The 14,091-nt window shown below is 75.3% G+C and carries 12 protein-coding genes; 6 read left to right on the top strand and 6 right to left on the bottom strand.

Annotated elements, in window-relative coordinates:
• Positions 1-49 precede the first annotated feature (49 nt).
• Both ctaJ and O2W53_RS04860 read right to left on the bottom strand, forming a co-directional pair.
• Positions 50-382, bottom strand: a complete 333-nt coding sequence (gene ctaJ / locus O2W53_RS04865) for an aa3-type cytochrome oxidase subunit CtaJ (RefSeq protein ID WP_269161902.1) — start codon at positions 380-382, stop codon at positions 50-52.
• 47 nt (positions 383-429) lie between these two features.
• Positions 430-1,866: an amidase gene (locus O2W53_RS04860; protein ID WP_269161901.1), complete on the bottom strand. Its 1,437-nt coding sequence runs from the start codon at positions 1,864-1,866 to the stop codon at positions 430-432.
• Positions 1,867-1,902: 36 nt separating this feature from the next.
• On the opposite strand from O2W53_RS04860, the gene kynU reads away from it, so the two are divergent.
• Positions 1,903-3,168: a kynureninase gene (gene kynU / locus O2W53_RS04855; RefSeq protein WP_269161900.1), complete on the top strand. Its 1,266-nt coding sequence runs from the start codon at positions 1,903-1,905 to the stop codon at positions 3,166-3,168.
• Between the two features lie 10 nt (positions 3,169-3,178).
• Here the strand turns inward: kynU and O2W53_RS04850 are convergent, their stop codons facing one another.
• Positions 3,179-4,036 carry an SCO6745 family protein gene (locus tag O2W53_RS04850; protein WP_269161899.1) on the bottom strand — a complete coding sequence of 286 codons (858 nt, stop codon included), beginning with the start codon at positions 4,034-4,036 and terminating at the stop codon, positions 3,179-3,181.
• Complete coding sequence (locus O2W53_RS04845; protein ID WP_331253781.1) at positions 4,033-4,644, bottom strand: HNH endonuclease; 612 nt, start codon at positions 4,642-4,644, stop codon at positions 4,033-4,035. The genes O2W53_RS04850 and O2W53_RS04845 overlap by 4 nt, the downstream gene beginning before the upstream one ends.
• A gap of 133 nt (positions 4,645-4,777) precedes the next feature.
• Between O2W53_RS04845 and O2W53_RS04840 the strand changes: the two genes are divergently transcribed.
• On the top strand, positions 4,778-6,856 hold the full coding sequence (locus O2W53_RS04840) for a prolyl oligopeptidase family serine peptidase (RefSeq protein WP_269161898.1): 2,079 nt from the start codon (positions 4,778-4,780) through the stop codon (positions 6,854-6,856).
• A gap of 28 nt (positions 6,857-6,884) precedes the next feature.
• Here O2W53_RS04840 and O2W53_RS04835 read toward each other — a convergent pair whose 3' ends face one another.
• Complete coding sequence (locus tag O2W53_RS04835) at positions 6,885-7,877, bottom strand: ABC transporter substrate-binding protein (protein WP_269161897.1); 993 nt, start codon at positions 7,875-7,877, stop codon at positions 6,885-6,887.
• Between the two features lie 202 nt (positions 7,878-8,079).
• Here O2W53_RS04835 and O2W53_RS04830 point away from each other — a divergent pair, with 202 nt between their 5' ends.
• The 4 genes from O2W53_RS04830 (at position 8,080) to O2W53_RS04815 (ending at position 13,197) form a co-directional block, all read left to right on the top strand.
• On the top strand, positions 8,080-9,483 hold the full coding sequence (locus O2W53_RS04830; RefSeq protein WP_269161896.1) for an MFS transporter: 1,404 nt from the start codon (positions 8,080-8,082) through the stop codon (positions 9,481-9,483).
• Positions 9,480-9,878, top strand: a complete 399-nt coding sequence (locus O2W53_RS04825) for a globin (RefSeq protein WP_269161895.1) — start codon at positions 9,480-9,482, stop codon at positions 9,876-9,878. The genes O2W53_RS04830 and O2W53_RS04825 overlap by 4 nt, the downstream gene beginning before the upstream one ends.
• 109 nt (positions 9,879-9,987) lie before the next feature.
• Positions 9,988-11,517, top strand: a complete 1,530-nt coding sequence (locus tag O2W53_RS04820) for a glycoside hydrolase family 13 protein (RefSeq protein ID WP_269161894.1) — start codon at positions 9,988-9,990, stop codon at positions 11,515-11,517.
• Between the two features lie 156 nt (positions 11,518-11,673).
• Positions 11,674-13,197 carry an ATP-binding cassette domain-containing protein gene (locus O2W53_RS04815; protein WP_269161893.1) on the top strand — a complete coding sequence of 508 codons (1,524 nt, stop codon included), beginning with the start codon at positions 11,674-11,676 and terminating at the stop codon, positions 13,195-13,197.
• Between the two features lie 106 nt (positions 13,198-13,303).
• On the opposite strand, the gene O2W53_RS04810 is transcribed toward O2W53_RS04815, so the two are convergent.
• Positions 13,304-13,672 carry a hypothetical protein gene (locus tag O2W53_RS04810; protein WP_036336489.1) on the bottom strand — a complete coding sequence of 123 codons (369 nt, stop codon included), beginning with the start codon at positions 13,670-13,672 and terminating at the stop codon, positions 13,304-13,306.
• Between the last annotated feature and the right edge of the window lie 419 nt (positions 13,673-14,091).

The following is a 14,091-nucleotide window of genomic DNA, read 5'->3' as shown; positions in this document are numbered from 1 at the left end:
CGACGCGGACTGCGACGGGACGTGGGACGACGCGGTGCTCACCGGCGGGTCACCAGGTCCCGCGGGCGCCGCCGGCGGCGGTGCGCCGGACGGTGTCGGGGGCGGCCACGTGCGGGTGCTGGCCGATGGCCAGCGCCGAGGCGGTGGCGCCCAGTCGCGGAGCGGCGTGCCCGGCCCCGGGTGCGTCCTCGGCGTGGCCACCGACCACGCCGGGGACGTCGGGGTGCGGCTCGTACCAGAGCGGCGCGTAGTCCCAGGACTGCCCGGGGCGGTACTTGGTGCGGTCCTTGCTGCGGCCGGGGAACAACGTCACCGCAGCGAACAGCAGCACGATCACCAGGGGGACGACGCCGTAGATGAGCACGGTCTCGAGCACGGACATGGGGGGCAATCTACCGGGACCACCGAGCACCGGCCCGGCAGGACGGGTCACCAGAGCGCAGGGTGTCGGTGGGCCCACGGTCGCGCCTCCTCCAGTTGCGCGGACAGCGAGATCAGCGTCGCCTCGTCGGCCGGGCGGCCCACCAGCATGGTCCCGATGGGCAGCCCGCCCGCCGTCCACCACAGCGGCACGCTGACCGCCGGCTGACCGGTGACGTTGTAGACCGCCGGGAAGGCCGCGTAGCGCTTCTGCCGCTCGAAGTCCGCCGCACCGTCGCCGTCCCCGTCGAACCAGCCGACCGGTCGCGGTGGCAGCGTGCAGATCGGGGCCAGCAGCACGTCGTAGCGGCTGGTCGCCTGGACGAATCGGCGGGCGAAGACCCGCAGCGTGAACATCGCCTGCATCGCGTCCCTCGCGCTGAGCGCCAGTCCGCGGTCCCGGAGGAAGCGGGTCAGCGGCCGCAGCCGGTCCAGCTGGGACGGCGGCACGGGCAGCGTCGTGCCGGACAGCGCCCAGACCACCTCGAAGGCCGGGAACACCTCCGGCGTGAGCGGAGCGGCCGGCAGGTCCTCGACCTCATGGCCCAGCTCGGACAGCAGCGTGGAGGCGTCCTCGAACGCCGCCCGCACCTCCGGGTCCAGGTCGGCGCCGGGCATGCCGGAGTCCAGGTAGCGGCCGATCCGCAGCCGGCCCGGCGGGCGGTCGGCGTAACCGAGGAAGGTCTCCCCGGCCGGCGGCGGCGGGGCCCAGAACGGGTCGCCGGGCACCGGCCCGGCCATCGCGTCGAGCATCGCGGCGGCGTCCCGGACGGTGCGGGCCAGTGGCCCCTGCACGCCCAGGCCCGTGGTCTCGCTGCCCAGCGGGGCGTTGCTCACCCGGCCGCGGCTGGGCTTGATGCCGAACAGCCCGTTGATCCCGGCCGGGATGCGGATCGAGCCGCCGCCGTCGGACCCGTGGGCGAAGGGCAGCAGCCCGGCGGCCACCGCAGCAGCCGCACCACCGCTGGAACCACCGGCCAACAGCGAGGGGTCCCACGGGCAGCGGGCCGGTCCGACGAGGTCGTTGTCGGTGTAGCAGGGGAAGCCGAACTCGGGGGTGTTGGTCTTGCCCAGGCTGATCGTGCCCGCGGCGGCCAGCGCGGTGACCACGGCGTCGTCGACGGCCGGCACGAAGTCGGCCAGCACGGCCGAGCCGAAGGTGGTGCGCACCCCGGCGGTGTTGGCCAGGTCCTTGATCGCGGTCGGGACGCCGTGCAGGGGCGGCAGGTCCCCGCCGTCCAGCACCGCACGGTCGGCCGCCGCCGCTGCGGCGCGCGCCCGGTCGGGGGTGACGGTCAGGAAGGCCCCGACGGCGGGGTCCAGTGCCTCGATGCGGGCGAGGGAGTGTTCGACCAGCTCGGTGGGGCTCACCTCCTTGGCGCGGACCGCGGCTGCCTGCTCGAGCGCGGTGAGGTCGTGCAGTCGTGTGCCGGGCGAGGAGGTCACCACCCGGACGCTAGCCGCGACGGGCAGGATCTCCCCGTGGACCTCTCCCGCGCCGCCGCCGAAGCCGCCGACGCCACCGACCCGCTGGCCGGGTTCCGGGCGCGGTTCACCGGCACCGACGACGACGGCCCCGACCGGCTGCTCTACCTGGACGGCAACTCCCTCGGCCGGCTGCCCCGGGAGACCCCCGCCGCGGTGGCCCGGGCCGTCGAGCGCGAGTGGGGACAGGGGCTCGTCGGCTCCTGGCGCGACTGGGTGCAGCAGTCCGGCCGGATCGGTGACGTCCTCGCCGAGGGTGTGCTGGGGGCGCAGCCCGGCGAGGTGCTGGTCGGCGACACGACCAGCGTCGACCTCTACAAGCTCCTGGTCGCCGCGGCCGACGCCCGCCCGGGCCGGGACGCGCTGGTCTGCTGCGCCGACGACTTCCCCACCGACCGGTACATCGTGGCCGGGGTGGCCCAGGCGCGCGGGATGACGGTGCGCGAGGTCGAGGCGCACATCGACACCGGCCTGGACCTGGACGTGCTGGCCAGGGCGCTGGACGAGCGGGTCGCCGTCGTCGTCCTCTCGCAGGTGGCCTACCGGTCGGGCGCGCTGGTCGACATCGCCGAGGTGACCCGGCTGGCCCGCGAGGCGGGGGCGCTGGTCGTGTGGGACCTCAGCCACGCCGCCGGCGCCGTGCCCGCCGACCTCACGGCGGCCGGCGCCGACCTGGCGGTGGGCTGCACCTACAAGTACCTCAACGCCGGCCCCGGGGCCCCGGCCTTCCTCTACGTGCGCCGTGAGCTGCAGGAGCAGCTGCGCCAGCCGATCTGGGGGTGGTTCGGCCAGCGCGACCAGTTCGCGATGGGGACGGCGTACGACCCGGCCGACGGCGTGGACCGGTTCGCCGTCGGCACTCCCCCGGTGGTGGCCATGGCGGCGGTGGAGGTCGGCGCCCGGCTGTCCGCCGAGGCAGGCATCGAGCGGCTGGCGGCCAAGGGCCAGGCCCTGACCGAGCTGGTGATCGCACTGGCCGACGAGTGGCTCGCCGGGCACGGGGTCGCCGTCGCCTCACCGCGGGAGGCCGCCCGGCGCGGGGCACACGTCAGCCTCGCGCACCCGCAGGCGTGGCAGCTCACGCAGGCGCTGATCGACCGCGGCGTCGTCCCGGACTTCCGCACGCCCGACCGGCTCCGGCTGGGCCCGGCGCCGCTCTACACCCGGTTCGTCGACGTCTGGGACGCGATGGACCGGCTGCACACCGTGCTGACGGACCGGGTGCACGAGGGCTACCCGGTGGAGCACGCCCGGGTCACCTGACGGAGAGCGTTCACTCCAGGTCGGGGACGCCGATCGGGTTGTGCGGCGGCCACTCCCCCGCCGCCACGACCGCCCGGCGCACCGGCTCGAGCAGCTCGGCCAGCCGACCGCAGCCGGCCTGGCCGAGCGCCGTCCACGGGCCCTGCGCCAGCCGGTCGGTGTCGGCCTCGATCGCCGCGCGCAGCGCCACCCCGTCGGCGGTGAGCCCACCGTCGGCCAGCAGGCCGCGCCCGGTGAGCTCCTCGGCGCAGGCCGCCCACTGCCCGGGCGACCAGCCGCGGGCCTTCTGCAGCCAGTCGGCCGACGTCGTCCCGGCCGCCGCGGTCAGCACCAGTGCGGGCAGGCCGAGCAGGTCCTGCTGCAGCAGGACGGCCAGGTGGCCGTCGCCCCGGTGCTCGCGCAGCGTGGTCAGCGCCTGCCACAGCACGAGGTGCGGCTCGACCGGCCAGGGCACGTCCGCGTTCGCCGACGCCAGCGGGCGGCCGAGGACGTCGACTGCCTCCGCGGCCCGGCGGGCCAGCGTCGCGGCCTCCTGCGCCTCGGGTGAGCCGAGCCAGTCGGGCAGCGCCCGGCGGGCCGCGGCGTCCACCCCGGCCAGCCGGGCGGTCAGGGCGTCGGCCGGGGGCGTCGTCGTCCAGACCTCGGGCACCCGCCGGGCGACGAAGTCCGGGGCGAACGAACCGAACGTCGCCGTGACCAGCGCCGGTCCGACCGGCCCGAGGGGCGCGGCGCGGCCGGCGAAGTACCCGGCCCAGAAGCCGCGCAGCCCGGCCTCGGCGTAGGCGGTGCGCGACTCGTCGGCGAAGTAGGTCAGCGCGTGGAACGGCTCGCCGAGTGCCCAGAGACGCCGAGCAGGGGCGATCGTCACGCGCTCACCGAGTCGGGCATGCCGAGCCACTCCCGCCAGCGCGGGTCGACCGTGCGGTGCCCGAGCAGCCGCCAGGCCGCACCGCTGGGGGCGCCGGGCGGGTGCGGCAGCGACCAGCCCATCTCGGCCAGCGACCGGTCGGCCTTGGTGTGGTTGCACCGCCGGCAGGCCGCGACGACGTTGTCCCAGGTGTGCGTGCCACCGCGGCTGCGCGGCACGACGTGGTCGATGCTGGTGGCCGAGCCCCCGCAGTACACGCAGGTCTGCCCGTCCCGGGTGAACACCGCCCGGCGGGACAGCGGCACCGAGACCGGGTAGGGCACCCGCACGTACCGGGTCAGCCGGACGACGACGGGCACGGCGACGGTGACCCGCTCGGCGTGCACCTCGTCGTCGGTGACGTCGACGGCCTCGGCCTTGGCGGCCAGGACGAGCACGATCGCGCGGCGGCTGGAGACCACGCACAACGGCTCGTAGGTGGCGTTGAGCAGGAGCGTCGCACCGGTCGTGCACGCCGCCGGGGCAGGCGTGTGCGGACGGGCGAGGACGTCGCGTCGGGAGCCGGCGGGACCCGGCCCGGACGACGACCCGAGTGCGGTGATCGACACGGGACACCTCCGAGTGCCCCCGGCCACCGACGGCTTCGACAGCCCACGGGCACCTGCCATCCTGCACTGGCGACGGCGGTCTCGGCCATCGACCGACCCGACGGCTGTCGGTGGCCGCGGCTACGGTCGGCGCGTGCGCTACCCCGACGCCCCCCGCCTGGACCTGGTCGACGACCTGCACGGTCACCCGGTCGCCGACCCCTACCGCTGGCTGGAGGACGCCGAGGACCCACGCACCGTGGCCTGGGCCGCCGCCCAGGACGAGCTGGCCGCAGGCCTCCTCACCGGCCTCCCCGGCCGGCCGGCGTTCGCCGACCGGCTGGCCGAACTGGTGCACGCCGGTGCGGTCGGCATCCCGGTGTGGCGCAACGGCCGGGCGTTCTCCACCCGGCGTGACCCCGGCCAGGAGCACGCCGTGCTGCGGGTCACCGAGCCCGACGGCAGCGTGCGGGTGCTGGTCGACCCGACGGCGCTGGACCCGGCCGGCACCACGACGCTGGACGCCTGGTCCCCCTCGTGGGAGGGCGACCGGCTCGCCTACCAGGTCTCGGTCGGCGGCGACGAGGAGTCGCAGCTGTTCGTCCTGGACGTCGCCACCGGCGAGCTGGTCGAGGGCCCGATCGACCGGTGCCGCTACTCCCCCGTCGGCTGGCTGCCCGGCGGTCAGGAGCTGTTCTACGTGCGCCGGCTGGCCCCCGAGCTCGTCCCGGCCGGTGAGGAGCAGTTCCACCGCCGGGTGTGGCGCCACCGGGTGGGCAGCGACCCCGCCGACGACGTCCTGGTGCACGGCGAGGGCAGTGACCCCTCGACCTACTTCGGCGCCCGCACCAGCGCCGACGGCCGCTGGCTGGTCGTCTCCGCCTCGGTCGGCACCGCCCCGCGCGACGACGTCTGGCTGGCCGACCTGGCCGGGGACGGCGTCCTCCGCGAGCTGCAGGTCGGCGTGGACGCGCAGACCTCGGCCTGGGTGGCCCGCGACGGCCGGCTGTGGCTGCACACCGACCGGGACGCGCCCCGCAGCCGGCTGGTGGTGGCCGACCCGGCCGACCCGGCCAGCTGGGCGCCGGCGGCCTGGCACGAGGTGGTCCCGCAGTCCGACGACGGGGTGCTCGGCGATGTCGCCCTGGTCGACGGCCCGGACGGCGACCTGCGGGTGCTCGCCGTGCACGCGGTCGACGCCACCGACCGGCTCTCGCTGTGGGCCGCCGACGGCTCCGGCCGCGTGGCCGAGGTGACCGCCCTCCGCCCGGGCAGCGTCGCCGGCGTCAGCGCACCCCCGGAGGGCGGCACGACCGCCTGGGTCGGCTTCACCGACTACGCCACGCCCCCGTCGGTACTGCGCTGGGACTCCGCCGACCCGGCCGCGCTCACCAGCCACGAGCAGGCCCCGGTGGCCGGCGCGGTGCCCGACGTGCGGGTGGTCGAGGCGCACGCGACCTCCCCGGACGGGACGCCGGTGCACCTGTTCGTGCTCTCCGGCACCGGCGCCCCCGACACCCCGCGCCCCGCCGTGCTCTACGGCTACGGCGGGTTCAACGTCTCGCTCACCCCCGCCTACACCGCGCAGGCCCTGGCCTGGGTGGCCGCCGGCGGGGTGTGGGTGGTGGCGAACCTGCGCGGCGGCTCGGAGCACGGGGAGGAGTGGCACCGGGCCGGGATGCGGGAGCGCAAGCAGAACGTGTTCGACGACTTCGCCGCGGCCGCGGGTCACCTGATCGCCGAGGGCTGGACGACGCCGGCCCAGCTGGCCGTGATGGGCGGCTCGAACGGCGGGCTGCTGGTCGGCGCCATGACCACCCAGCACCCCGACCTGGTGTCCGCCGTCGTGTGCAGCGCGCCGTTGCTGGACATGGTGCGGTACGAGCTGTTCGGGCTGGGCCGCACCTGGAACGACGAGTACGGCACCGCCGCCGACCCGGCCGAGCTGGGCTGGTTGCTGGGGTACTCGCCGTACCACCGGGTGGTCGAGGGCACCGACTACCCGGCGGTGCTGTTCACGACCTTCGAGTCCGACACCCGGGTCGACCCGCTGCACGCCCGCAAGCTCGCCGCGGCCCTGCAGCACGCGACGACGGCGGAGGCGCCGATCGTGCTGCGCCGGGAGCTGTCGGTGGGGCACGGCGCCCGGGCGGTCAGCCGCACGGTGGGTCTGGCCGCCGACCAGCTGGCCTTCCTGGCCGAGTACACCGGGCTGGTGCCCGCCCGGGCCTGAGGGCGGGGCGGGCACCAGCCGGAGGCGCTCACTCCAGGTCGGCGAAGACGTTCTCCAGGTCGACGCCCTCGGGGATGACCCCGTCCTCCACGCCGAGCTCGAGCAGCACCTCGACCGAGTCCCGGTCGATCTCGGTCTGGTAGGCGGGCAGCGTCAGCTCCTGCGCGATCGCCGGGTCGATGCTCGTGTAGGAGCCCAGCACCTCGCGCACCTCGTCGGGGTGCTCGGTGGCGTACTGCTGCGCCTCCACCATCGCGTCGGCGAAGGCCTGCACGGTGTCGGGGTTCTCGGCGGCGTACTGGTCGGAGGTGAAGTAGCCGGCGACGGTGAGCGCCTCGTCGGTCTGGGTGTAGGGGGCGGCGACCACGCGCATGCCCTGGCTCACCCCGACGGTGGCGAACGGCTCGACCGCGAAGGCCGCGTCGACCGAGCCGTCGGCGACCGCGGCGACCATGTTGGGGAAGGCCAGCTCCACGAACTGGATCGACGAGGGGTCGCCGCCGTCCTGCCGGACGGTCTCCCGCACGACGGTGTCGCTGATGTTGTTGATCGAGTTGATGGCGACCCTCTTCCCGGCCAGGTCGGCCGGCTCCTGCACCTCGGAGTCGGCCGGGACGATCACCGCGGCGAAGTCCTCCTCCGCGTTGCCGGTGGCCCCGGAGCCCGGGGCGACGAGGGCCAGCGGCACCCCACGCGACTCGGCCTGCAGCAGGCTGGTGATGTTGGAGAAGCCGAACTCCGCCTCCCCGGCGAGCACCGCCGGGACGATGGCGGCGCCGCCCTGCGCCAGGAAGGGCTCCACCTCCAGTCCGTGGTCGGCGAAGATCCCGACCTCCTGGGCCAGGTACAGCGGCGCGACGTCCACGATCGGGATGGCGCCCACGCGCACGGTGGTCAGCTCGTCCGATCCCGCGCCGGCCACGGGCTCGGCCGCCTCCTCCTCGCCGCCACAACCGGTCAGCACGAGGGCGCCGATCACCATCGAGCCCAGCACCATCGAGCTCCTCGACGTCCTGCGCACGCGTTCCTCCAGGGGATCTCGACGCCCGCCGGGCAACGCGCCGGGTCGTCGTTCGGGTGGGTGGCGGCGGACGCTAGGTCGTGAGCCAGGTCACGTCAACGGGCCCTTCCGCCACGCGGCAGCCCCCGCCGGGCGACTGCCGGGCATGTCGGTACCGGAACGCGGGCGGCACGCCGATCGGCCCCGCCGCCGGTGATCGACGGTGCAACACCGACCTGCCACACTCCCGCGTCATGGAACGGGTACGAGCGGTGATCGCCGCCCCCGGCGACAGGGGACGCTGCTGAGCCGCCGCCGTCCTCGGTCCGACCGCGGGACCACCCGCCCGGCCACCTACGGGCAGGTCTTCGCGGTCGGCGAGTTCCGGCCGCTCTTCGGCTCCTACCTGCTCTCCACCATCGGCGACGAGCTCGCCCGAGTCGCGCTGACCGTGCTCGTCTACCAGCGCACCGAGTCGGCGCTGCTGTCGGCGATCACCTTCGGCATCAGCTACCTGCCGTGGATCCTCGGCGGCCCACTGCTGGCCGCGCTGGCCGACCGCCTGCCGCGGCACCGGGTGCTGATCACCAGCGACCTCGCCCGCGCGGTCCTGGTGGCCGCCATGGCCGTCCCCGGCCTGCCGCTGGCGCTGCTGCTGGGCCTGCTGCTGCTGGTCTCGCTGTGCTCGCCACCGTTCGAGGCAGCCCGCTCGGCGCTGATGGCCGACGTGCTGGAGGGCGACCGCTACGCCGTGGCCACCTCACTGACCGGCGTCACGGCCCAGGTCTCCCAGCTGATCGGCTTCCTGCTCGGCGGCGCCCTGCTGCTGCACTTCTCCCCCTCGGCGGCGTTGCTGCTCAACGCCGCCACCTTCGCCGTCTCCGCCGGCTGGCTGGCCCTCGGCCTGCAGCCCCGCCCCGCGCCGGGGTCGGCCGACGCCGGGACGGAAGTCCGGTCGCTGTGGCGGGAGACCGCCAGCGGCATGCGGTTCGTCGCCGCCACGCCCCGGCTGCTGTCGATCGTCGGCGTGCTCTGGGTGGCCGCGCTGTTCGTCAACGCGCCCGAGGGCATCGCCACCCCGCTGGGCCTGCAGTTGCAGGGCACCACCGCCGCCACCGGCGTCCTGCTGGCCGCCGCGCCGGCCGGCACCGCCCTCGGCGGCCTGGTCGTGGGCCGGTTCTGCCCGCCGCACGTCCGCGAGCGGCTGCTGGCCCCGCTGGTGGCGCTGTCCCTCGGCGGCGTGCTGCTGGCCGGGTTGGTGCCGGTGTGGCTGGGCACCGGCACCGCCGCGTTCGCCGCCGTGGTGGCGCTCTTCTTCGTCGCCGGGATCGGCGGCGCCTGCTCGATCCCGCTGAACGTCGCCTTCGTGCAGGCGGTGCCCAGCGCCTACCGCGGACGGGCGTTCGGGGTGGCGGCCGCGGGACTCGCCGGCGTCCAGGGGCTCGGTGTCGTGCTCGCCGGGCTCGGGGCGGAGGCCCTGGCACCGAGCACGGTGGTGGCGCTGTCGGGCGGCATCGGGCTGGTCGTCGTCGTCGTCCCGCTGATCGCCCTGCGGCGCAGCCGACCCGGGGAGACCACGGCCCGCGTGAGCCCCGCGCCCGCCCCTGGAGGACCATCGCAGTCATGAGCGAGACGAGCCGGCCGCTGCCCTCGGCGGGCAGCTTCTACGACGAGATCGGTGGCGAGCAGACCTTCCGCACCCTCGTCGCGCACTTCTACGGCGCGGTCCGGGAGGACCCGATCCTGCGCCCGATGTACCCCGCCGACGACTGGGACGGCGCCGAGACGCGGCTGCGGATGTTCCTGGAGCAGTACTGGGGCGGGCCGCGCACCTACTCCGAGCAGCGCGGGCACCCCCGGCTGCGGATGCGGCACGCGCCCTTCGCCGTCGACGAGAAGGCGCGCGATGCGTGGCTGACCCACATGCGCGCCGCCGTCGACAGCCTGGGCCTCACCGCCGAGCAGGACGCCACGTTGTGGGGTTACCTGGAGATGGCGGCGCACAGCATGCAGAACCGCTGACCGACCCCCTGCGCCGCGGCCGCACCTGCACCGACCTCCCGAGGAGCCTCCGCTGAGCCAGCACCCGACGCCCGTCTCCCCCACGACCACCGACTGGTGGCGGGACGCGGTGTTCTACCAGGTCTACGTGCGCAGCTTCGCCGACGCCACCGGCGACGGCGTCGGTGACCTCGAGGGCATCCGCACGCACCTGCCGTACCTCGCCGAGCTCGGGGTCGACGCGCTGTGGATCACGCCCTTCTACCCCTCACCGATGCACGACCACGGGTACGACGTCGCCGACCCCCGCGGCGTGGAGCCGGTCTTCGGCGACCTCGCCGGCTTCGACGCGCTGCTGGCCGACGCCCACGCGCTGGGCCTGCGGGTGACCATCGACCTGGTGCCCAACCACAGCTCCCACGACCACGAGTGGTTCACCGAGGCGCTGGCCGCCCCGCCCGGCTCGCCGGCCCGGGACCGCTACTTCTTCCGCGACGGGTCCGGCCCGGACGGCGCGCAGCCGCCGAACAACTGGCCCTCGGTGTTCGGCGGCCCGGCCTGGACCCGGGTGCCCGACGGTCAGTGGTACCTGCACCTGTTCGCCCCCGAGCAGCCCGACCTGGACTACAACAACCCCGAGGTGGTCACCGACCTCGAGGAGACCCTGCACTTCTGGCTGGACCGCGGGGTGGACGGCTTCCGGATCGACGTGGCGCACGGGATGGCCAAGCCCGCCGGGCTGCCGGACATGGTGCCGGCCGAGGACACCGGCCTGTTCGCCGACGACGGCCCCGGCGACCTCCGGTTCGACCAGGACCACGTGCACGCGTTGCACCAGCGGGTGCGTGCGGTGCTGGACCAGTACCCCGACCGGATGGCGGTGGGCGAGGTCTGGGTCTTCGACGACGAGCGGCTGGCCCAGTACCTGCGCCCGGACGAGCTGCACCTGGCGTTCAACTTCCGGCTGCTGACCGCCGAGTGGGAGCCTGCGGAGCTGCGTTCGGCGGTCGAGCACTCGCTGGCCACGGTCGCCGCCACCCCGGCGCCGGCCTGCTGGGTGCTGTCCAACCACGACCGGCCCCGGCACGTCACGCGCTACGGCGGCGGCGAGGTCGGCACCCGGCGGGCCCGGGCTGCCGCACTGCTGCAGCTGGCGCTGCCCGGCGTCGCCTACGTCTACAACGGCGACGAGCTCGGCATGCCGGACGTCGACCTGCCCGACGAGGTGCTCCAGGACCCGATCTGGGAGCGGTCGGGCCGCACCGAGCGCGGCCGGGACGGCTGCCGGGTGCCGGTCCCCTGGTCCGGCGACCAGCCGCCGTACGGGTTCTCCAGCACCCCCGACACCTGGCTGCCGATGCCCGCCGGCTGGGCGCCGCTGACCGCCGAGGTCCAGACGGACGACGCCGACTCGATGCTGTCGCTGTACCGGGCGGCGCTGGCGCTGCGCCGCAGCTCCCCGGTCCTCGCCGGGGACGGCGTGGAGTGGCTGCCCGCCCCGGAGGGCTGCCTGGTGTTCCGGCGACCCGGTGGGCTGGTGTGCCTGCTCAACCTCTCCGCCGCCCCGGTCCCGCTGCCGGAGGGGAAGCTGCTGCTGGCGAGCGCACCGGTCACCGACGGGTCGGTGCCGGTCGACGCGGCGGTCTGGCTCAGCGCCTGAAGGAACCCGCGGCGCGCCTCCCGAGACCGGCCGTCTCGGGAGGCGCGTCACCCCCCAGCGGGTAGCATCGCTGTCGTTACACAGCGTCGCGGGGGCGCTGGAACCGTCGTCCACCGGCCGTGCCGGGGGCGCTCTCCGGGGGAGGCCCGCCCGCCCATGCCGTTGCTGGAGGTCGCGGGCCTGACCAAGTCCTTCGGGGCCCGACGCGTCCTGCGGGACGTCTCGTTCAGCCTCGGCGAGGGCGAGATCGTCGGGCTGGTGGGCGCCAACGGCGCAGGCAAGTCGACCCTCGGCGACGTCCTCGCCGGCATCACCGCGGCCGACTCCGGCGCCATGACCCTGCTGGGCCACCCCTACGCCCCGCTGTCGGCGGAGGACGCTCGCCACCTCGGCGTCGGGGTCGTCGAGCAGCTCGTCCGGATCGACCCGGGGCTCACCGTCGCCCAGGCGGTCTTCCGCGGCACCACCCTGGCCGGGCGCCCGCAATCCGACCTGCGCCGGCAGGCCCAGGTGCTGCTCGCCGAGGTGTCCCTGGACGTCGACCCCGACACCCTGGTCGGCGACCTGCCGCACTTCGTGCACGGGGTGGTGGAGATCGCCCGCGTGCTGGCCGAGGACACCCGGCTGGTGGTGCTGGACGAGGTCTCGGCCGCGCTGCTGCCCGTGGAGGTGGACGGCCTGCACGCCGTCGCCGGCCGGCTCAGCCGACAGGGGCGCGGCGTGCTCTACATCAGCCACCGGCTGCCGGAGATGCTCGCGGTCGTCGACCGGGTGCTGGTGCTCCGCGACGGACTGATCGCCCTGGACAGCCCGGCCGACGCGCTGGACCCGGTGGAGCTGGCCGCGGTGACGGTGGGCGAGCAGGTGCCGCTGCCCACGCGGCGGGTGGCGCCGCAGCCGGCGCCGGCGGACGAGGCCGCCGTGCTCACCCCGCGGCGGGTGGCCTCCGACGAGGTGGCGCTCCAGGTGCGCAACCTGCGGGTGCCCGGCGCGGTCGAGGGCGTGGACCTGCTGCTGCACCGGGGCGAGGTGATCGGGCTGACCGGGCACCGCTCCTCCGGCGTCGGTGAGCTCGTCGGCGCGTTGTCCGGGGAGCTCCCGGCGATCACCGACGAGCTGCTGCTGCACGGCGAACCCCGGTCGCTGGGCTCGGCGGCCGGCGACGAGCTGCTGCGGCTGCCCGCCTACCGCCCCGACGAGGACGCCTACGGGGTCGACCCCGGGGAGACGATCGCCCGGACGCTCACCCAGGAGCAGTGGGGCGCGCTGACCGACGTGCGCAAGGAGATCGCCACGCTGCGCGCGGTCATCCGGACCGTGCACCAGATGGACGTCAAGACGCTGAGCATCCGCACGATGTTCGGCGCGCTGTCCGGTGGCGACCAGCACAAGATCGCCCTGGCCCGGTGGATGGCCTCCTCCGCACAGGACGTCCTCGTGCTGCACGAACCCACCCGAGGGCTGGACGTGCGGGCCCGCCAGCAGGTGCGCCGGATGCTGGACGACGCCACTGCGCACGGCACGTCCGTCGTCGTCGTGTCGGTGGACCCCGACGAGCTGGCCGAGTGCTGCGACCGCGTCGGCATCGTCTCCGGCGGCCGGGTCGCGCGCTGGATCGACACCACCCAGCTGGCCGCGGACGCCGTCCGCGACCGGATCGTCGAGGCAGCCACCGCCTGAGGCCGGACGCCGACCGGGCCACGCCCTGGGTGAGCGCTGCCGGGTCGATCCGCGTCGGTGGTCTGCGCCGGGTGGCGCCGCCCGGGCAGGCGGCGCCACGCCGGGGTCAGACGCTGACGCCGCCGGCGACCGCCCGCAGCTTGTGGCGGGCCAGCGCCAGGTTGGCCGTCGCGCGGTTGAGCACGAGATAGATGAACAGGCCGGCGTTGCCCTGGCCCTTGAGCACGTTGATCAGGTGGTACTGACCTTCCAGCGTGATCAGGACGTCCTGGATCTCGTCGTTCAGCTCGAGGTCGGAGATGGTGCGGAGCTTGGCGCGCACCACGTTGGAGTTGCCGGCGGCGGCGACGTTGAGGTCGAAGCCGGGCGAACCGCCGACGGCGAGGGCCATGCCGCTGTCGATGTCGACGATCGCGGCGCCGCTGGCGCCCTCGATCGCGAGCAGATCGGCGATGACGTTGTCGAGCTGTGCCACGGATGAGGCTCCTGTCGTTCTCGGTGGGGGTCGCAGCGGGGTGCTGCGCACCGGGTCAGGGGCTGACCCGGATCGAGCGGACGGACCTGCGGTCCGGACGTGCACGGGGCTCCGGGGAGGCGGCAGGGCCACCCCGGCGTGCGCCGCACCGGGCTGAGCACGGTGCGGGGCCACCTCGTCGCCGGCGGGCGGGGCGTCAGGGCGGTGCGGCCGGGCACCGTCGTCGGGCACCGGGCCCGGCTGCGGCGACCCCGGAGGTGCATCCTGCAGCGGGGGCCGCGACCACGACCACAGCGATGCCCACCACCCGGTTGCCATTGCCCTGTCCTGCCTTCGCCGAGGGGCTCAGGACCCCAGCCAACACGGCTCCGAGAGGCCCGGCAAACCGGGTGATGTACCTGCAGGTGAGCGCCTCGACA

Origin of the sequence: Modestobacter sp. VKM Ac-2978, from assembly GCF_026968025.1 — a bacterium.
Lineage (GTDB): Bacteria > Actinomycetota > Actinomycetes > Mycobacteriales > Geodermatophilaceae > Modestobacter.
Note: the sequence above shows the minus strand (reverse complement) of the source record. Positions and strands in the feature narration are given on the sequence as shown.